The organism is Terrabacter terrae (assembly GCF_039529575.1).
Lineage (GTDB): Bacteria > Actinomycetota > Actinomycetes > Actinomycetales > Dermatophilaceae > Terrabacter > Terrabacter terrae.
The window spans coordinates 1-3,902 of sequence record NZ_BAAANB010000207.1 but is presented as its reverse complement, the minus strand read 5'-3'; the positions used below and the strand labels follow the sequence as shown (position 1 = coordinate 3,902).

Here is a 3,902-nt window from a genome sequence, read left to right as displayed (position 1 = left end):
AGAAGGTCGGGACCGAGCGCGAGGCCCACGGCCGGATGGGCGAGTCGATCTTCATCGGGTTGGACAGCACCTGCTCGGTCGGCGAGAGGTGACGGATGCAGATGGCGTCGACGCGTTCGGGCCGGGCCTCGGCGAAGTCGGCGTAGATCTTGGGGTCGTGCTGCCCGTCGTCGCCCACGAGCAGCCACCTGATGTCGGGAAAGTCGCGGGCGAGCCGGTCGAGGCTCGTGCGCTTGTGCGCCTGGCCGCTGCGGAACCACCCGGTGTTGGTCGGCCCCCAGTCGGTGAGCATGAGCGGGCCGAGCGGGAAGCCGTTCTCGACGAGGAAGCGGTTGAGGGTGGCGGCGGTGTTCCACGCGCCCGTCGAGACGTAGACGATGGGTGCGCCCGGGTGGGCGGCGAGCAGACGGCGGTACATCGGGGCCATGCCCGAGACCGCGTGCCGCGCCTTGCCCTTGCGCACGAACGTGTTGAAGGCCGCGATCAGCGGGCGCGGCAGCATCGTCGTGATGACCGTGTCGTCGATGTCGCTGACGATGCCGAAGGTCACGTCGTCGGCGACGATGAAGACGTCGGCCGCGACGGGGTCGGTGCCCTGCACCTCGACGATCACCTGCTGCCAGCCCGGGGCGAGACCGTGGTCGCGGGCGACGATGTCGACGTGCCCGCCGCGGTCGGAGCGGCCGTAGACCTCGCGGTCGCCCGCCGTCACCTTCACGGGTACGCCGGTGGCGGGCGAGGTGAGAAAGGCGCGCCACCCACGGTCGTAGTGCGCCGGGGTCAGTGCACCGGTCGCGTCCTGGCGCGGCTCCGGGCCCTCGGTTTGCTCACGGCCCTTGCGGCCCAGAACGATCCGCGCGTACACGCGCACGAAGGAGGACGAGCCGTAGCCGACGTGCGTGATGACGCGGTTGCCCCAACCACGGCTGCGGAGCACGCGCTCCACCTGCTCGTGGACGGCGTCCTCGACGATGGCGGCCGCGTGCGGTCGTGACATGGCCTCAACCTACCTGCGTGCACCGCCTGCCGCGTCCGGGTGCGGGGCGGCGGGTCGGCCGTGTCCTCGGTTACCGGCAGGTACCACCAGATGGACCCCACCGGGCACGCCGGTGGAGCGGCCGGTTTGATGGAGGGCGTGCACCCCATCGGCGAAGTACTCAGCAGGGCCGCAGCCGGCGACTTCCCCACCGTCGACGGCGGTTGGCGGCGCGTGGACCCGTGGCGCTCCGGCGTCGAGGGCGTCGTCGCCTTCACCGGGCACGCCTTCCTGGCCGTCGACGACGCGATCTCCGACGGCACGCTGGTGGCCCTCAGCCCGGACGGGTTCGGCGGGGCCAGCAACCCACGCCTCGTCTCCCGGCTCGCCGGCAGCGGCTGGATCGACGCGCTCGACATCGTCCTCGTGGCGCGCGGCGCCGGCGGCGAGCCGGCACTCGTGCCACGCAGCGACCTGCGCAACCACCCGCGCGCCGAGCACGCGACCTCCGTGCGCAGCGACGTCGCGACCTACGGGTACGCCGCCCCCGGCGACCACACCCTCGTGACCCTCTCGACCGGGCTCGGTGGCCTGCCTGAGGTCGGCCTCGAGACCGACCCGGCCCAGGACCACGTCGGCGCCGACGTCGTCCGCGACGCGCTGACCCTGGTCCCGGAGGACCAGGTCGTGGTCGCCGCGTGCGCCCCCGGCAACGCCCGTGCGTTGCGCGCCTTCATGGCCGGCGGATTCGAGCCGGTCGCCTCCGTCCAGCTCTGGCGACCGGAGCGCTGACGCCCGAGCCGGTTGGTCACGTCTGGCACCACGTCGGCGGCGCACCTTCCACACACTCGGCACACGCTCGGCACACGGGAGGCCCACGGGCCACGCCGTACGGTGTAGCCATGCTCAGGGCATCTCGGGTCAAACCTCTCGTCGTCGTCGCGCTGACGAGCGCGCTCGTCAGCGCCGCCAGCGCCGGCTGTTCGCTCTTCGCCTCCCCGCCCGAGCCGGGGGACGCCGCCCGAGCGCTGGCCCAGGGCCTGGCGAGCGGCGACCTGGGCGCGGTGTCGTTCGGAAACACGACCCCGGCCAAGGCGACCGCCTTCGTCGCGAACGCATACAAGAGCGTCGGCACCCTGCGCCCGACGGTGGCGCTGAGCAAGGTGAGCCACCCCGAGGGCTCGGACCGCGCCACCGCGACGCTCTCCAGCCGGTGGGACGTCTCCACGTCACCGACCGACTGGACCTACGAGACGCAGGTGCCTCTGACCCTCGTCGACGGCCAGTGGAAGGTGACGTGGAGCCCCGACGTGGTCGCGCCCGACGTCGGCGCAGACGAGAGCCTCAGCATCTCCCGCACCGCTCCGCGCCGGGCGGACATCCTCGACGCCTCGGGCGGCAAGCTCATGACCGAGCGCGAGGTCGCGGTGATCGGCATCGACAAGACGAAGGTCTCGGGAGCGCAGGCGTCGGCGTCGGCCCGCAGGCTGGCCGCGCTGCTCGACATCGACCCTGGCCGGTTCGCCGCCAAGGTCTCGGCCGCCGGCCCCAAGGCCTTCGTCCAGGGCCTCACCGTGCGCGCGACCGACCCCCTCCTGACCAAGAACGGCCCGGCGATCAAGCAGGTCGAGGGGGCGCTCTCCGTTCCCGCCATGCAGGTGCTCGGACCCACCCGCACGTGGGGGGCCCCGATCCTCGGGAGCGTCGGCGAGGCCACCGCGGAGCAGATCGCGAAGTCCAAGGGCACCCTGCACGGCGGTGACACCGTCGGCATGAGCGGTCTCGAGCACCGCTATGACTCGCAGCTGCGCGGCACTCCCGGCCTCGCCGTGCTCGCCGTCAAGCGAGGCGCCGACGGCAGCGTGCTCGACAAGCGTGAGCTCTTCGCCGAGGTCTCCAAGGAGGGCGAGCCGCTCCGGACCACCCTCGACCCGAAGGCCCAGAGCGCCGCCGAGGCGGCCCTCGCCTCCCAGACGGCCCGGCCGACGGCACTCGTGGCCGTACGCGTGTCCACCGGTGAGGTGCTCGCCGCGGCCGTCGGGCCCGGCGCGGGTGGCTCGACCCTCGCCCTGGCCGGCAAGGAGGCGCCCGGGTCGACGTTCAAGATCGCGAGCTCACTGGCGCTCGTCCGCAAGGGCGCGACCGCGGCCACGAAGCTGCCGTGCACCGACGCGCTCACGGTCAACGGGCGCCGCTTCGGCAACTACACCGGCTACCCCAAGGACAGGCTCGGCGACATCCCGATGCAGACCGCCCTCGCCTTCTCCTGCAACACGGCCTTCATCAGCCAGTACCCGAAGGTGAGCCAGGACGAGCTCATCCAGGCGGCGCAGTCGCTGGGCATGGAGGAGAAGCTCGACCTGCCGTTCACGGGGTTCCTCGGTTCCGTGCCGGCGACCGACGACGTCGTCGAGCACGCGGCCTCGTTCATCGGCCAGGGACGCGTCGAGGCCTCCCCGCTGACGATGGCCCTGGTCGTCGCCTCGGTGATGAAGGGCCAGACGGTGCGCCCGGCGCTGGTGCAGGGCAACGACGCCCTGCCGCAGCCGGCGACGCCGCTCGCCCCGGCCGAGGCGGCAGTGCTGCGCCAGGAGATGAGCGCGGTCGTCAAGGAGGGCTCCGGCAAGGTCTTGGCGGCCCTCGGGGTGCAGTACGCCAAGACCGGCACGGCTGAGTTCGGCACGAAGAACCCGCCCGACACGCACGCGTGGATGGTCGCCGGCCGCGGGGACATCGCCATCGCCGCCTACAACGAGGTCGGCGACAACGGCGTGACCGGCGCCGCGCCCTTCATCACCAGCTTCCTCAAGGCCTACGACCTCCGCTGACTGCCCCGTCGAAGGGCCACAAACCGGCCCCCCAGGCACGTCGAAGGGCCACAAACCGGCCGGTTTGTGGCCCTTCGACGGGGTGGTGGGGTGGGTAC

3 protein-coding genes are annotated in these 3,902 nt (G+C 72.5%); 2 read left to right on the top strand and 1 reads right to left on the bottom strand.

Features of this window, described 5'->3' with window-relative positions; all coding sequences use genetic code 11:
- The coding region (locus tag ABD194_RS21070; protein ID WP_343995189.1) for an App1 family protein phosphatidate phosphatase at positions 1-997 on the bottom strand (997 nt) is incomplete at its 3' end.
- Positions 998-1,087: 90 nt separating this feature from the next.
- Between ABD194_RS21070 and ABD194_RS21065 the strand changes: the two genes are divergently transcribed.
- Together ABD194_RS21065 and ABD194_RS21060 are read left to right on the top strand one after the other, a co-directional pair.
- On the top strand, positions 1,088-1,768 hold the full coding sequence (locus ABD194_RS21065; protein WP_343995187.1) for an N-acetyltransferase: 681 nt from the start codon (positions 1,088-1,090) through the stop codon (positions 1,766-1,768).
- A gap of 110 nt (positions 1,769-1,878) precedes the next feature.
- Positions 1,879-3,804 carry a penicillin-binding transpeptidase domain-containing protein gene (locus ABD194_RS21060; RefSeq protein WP_343995185.1) on the top strand — a complete coding sequence of 642 codons (1,926 nt, stop codon included), beginning with the start codon at positions 1,879-1,881 and terminating at the stop codon, positions 3,802-3,804.
- The last annotated feature ends 98 nt before the right edge of the window (positions 3,805-3,902 follow it).

Excerpts from the sequence above, each read along its gene's own strand:
- ABD194_RS21065 (WP_343995187.1), top strand. The coding sequence starts at position 1,088 with ATGGACCCCACCGGGCACGCCGGTGGAGCGGCCGGTTTGATGGAGGGC.
- ABD194_RS21060 (WP_343995185.1), top strand. The coding sequence starts at position 1,879 with ATGCTCAGGGCATCTCGGGTCAAACCTCTCGTCGTCGTCGCGCTGACG.